This is a genomic window from Microcystis sp. M53598_WE2, assembly GCF_030067735.1.
In the GTDB taxonomy this organism is placed as follows: Bacteria; Cyanobacteriota; Cyanobacteriia; order Cyanobacteriales; family Microcystaceae; genus Microcystis; species Microcystis aeruginosa.
Genome location: NZ_JASJFE010000614.1, coordinates 1 through 1894, shown reverse-complemented (window position 1 = coordinate 1894; position 1894 = coordinate 1). Strand labels below are relative to the sequence as shown.

Genomic DNA, 1894 nt, shown 5'->3' with positions numbered 1-1894 from the left:
GCCTCGAAAAAATAAGGATAAATCGAATGAATCAGGTCACATTTATTTCATTACCAAAGATGGAGAAAAACGTACCGAGTTTCCTAACCCAGAGAATCTTTGGGACGATCAACAGGGTAAACACGAAACTGGAATAAACGGGCCTAAATGGCAAATCAAAGACCTTCATGCTGAAAACCTCCATTTCTTTGATCATGTTTATATGCAGGAGAAAGAAGGCTACACAGAAGGATTTTGGTTGCCACCGGGCATTTATCCTTTAAAACGTGGTTTCAATCTGTCGAATCTTTAGTTCCGTATTCTAACAATGCCCATGGACCGACCGTTTAAAGTAAGTGGGACTTCGGTAATAGGGTTTTTCGTTACTTAGTATGGTTCGATAGGGGGGCATAAATCGACTAAATCCTTATCTGGTAAGAGACTTAATTGATTAGTTCGCTCTAGATCAAAAACAATTGACAAAAATCGCTAAATGCCTTTCTAGATAAGGGTTCCATCCCTTATAACCCCCGTCCATTGCATAACACAAACCGAAGAACCAAAAACCAGTGGTGGCAGTCAAAAGCCACCTACACGCTCTGACATACTGGTTAACTCACCATATACGTTGCGCTTACATTCATTTTTTACTTTCGCTTTCCGAGTGGTTGCCTATACCAGTCTGGCAGATTCAAATCGCTAACTCTTGCTGCCTGCTTGTCTGTGCCTTAGTCTTTGTAGCGACGCTGCTACCAGTTTCTTCCCGACGGGAGTTTCACCTCTACTAGCATGAGATCGACGCGACCAACCTTGTTCTTGTTCGCATTGCTGGTGTCATATCATATTTTAGGATACATGAGATTAAAATCTCGCTCCTTGTTTTCATACTTGGGCTGAAGCCACAAGGCTTTCAACGGCAAGAATTTAGGTAACTCATGGGATTCTCCTAATCGCTAGATAAATTTACAGAAATAATAGAACATTAGTATTAATAACGTAGGGGTCCACCGTAACCACCGTATAAACCGACTCCGCGGGTACCGGCCCCCACCCCGTAAAAGCCAGGACCGACACCACCACCAACACCAATCCAATCGATAAATAGGGAAGTTGCCCCGCCGGCCTTGGGTAGAGTCCCTTCGATTAGCTTGTAGCTATAAATCAAGTCCTTGCCATCGATGACGGGATTGCTAATCTCGACGACAACTATAGTATTGTCTTGACGACCAGGTTCGTAGACTGAGAGGGTCGCATTGGGGGGATCGTTAGCAAAATTATCTTTTCCTGCCCTGGCTGTCCACTCATCCATATAGGCGGCCATGGTCAGATTACCAGCAATCCGGTTCGGGCGATCGGAAAAGTATAATGTCTGTTTGTTGACGTTCACCAAGCGAATTGTTTTTGTGACGGGATCTACCTGAATATCTTCTGCCGTTTGCACGAACATTAACTGCACTTTTTCTTGAGCAGGAGTAGTCTGGGCTACAGAAATATTGGGCATCCCCCAGCTAGTGATTGCCATGGCCGCTACTCCCAGAAAAAGTGTATAACGAAAACGCTTCAGGGATTTGGTCAATTGATGAGAATTTTTCATGATTGCTCTCCTTAATACCCAGTTTAAATAGACAACAGCTGATAGCGTTTCTCATCAAGATGAAGTATGACGGGATTTGGCGTCATCTCCGGACGACCAGCTACTGTTCCGGCGTTCCGCAGTTCCGTCCTTTCCTAAAACCAGAGACTTCCTACCTCACCATTAAGATAACGCTATATTTGATATTTCCAGTAATTTTCTTAGCCAATATTTAGACTAATTAGGGCTGGCTGAATAAATCTAAAAACCTTGTTGGATAAGACTTTTAGACTTTTTTGCCCTCAAAAAGTTCCGGGCATGGGAGTGATCGGGGGGAAAATT

General features: G+C 43.7%; 1 protein-coding gene and 1 pseudogene. One reads left to right on the top strand and one right to left on the bottom strand.

Annotated elements, in window-relative coordinates:
• A pseudogene (locus PX636_RS12495) lies at positions 1–292 on the top strand (hypothetical protein); the annotation flags it as partial.
• A 675-nt stretch (positions 293–967) separates the two neighbouring features.
• Here PX636_RS12495 and PX636_RS12490 read toward each other — a convergent pair.
• The gene (locus tag PX636_RS12490; protein ID WP_002799672.1) at positions 968–1573 is read right to left on the bottom strand and encodes a hypothetical protein; all 606 of its coding nucleotides are present in this window, start codon (positions 1571–1573) and stop codon (positions 968–970) included.
• Positions 1574–1894 lie beyond the last annotated feature (321 nt).

Bases quoted from the DNA above. Each gene is read 5' to 3' on its own strand.
- PX636_RS12490 (WP_002799672.1), bottom strand. From the start codon at position 1,573: ATGAAAAATTCTCATCAATTGACCAAATCCCTGAAGCGTTTTCGTTAT.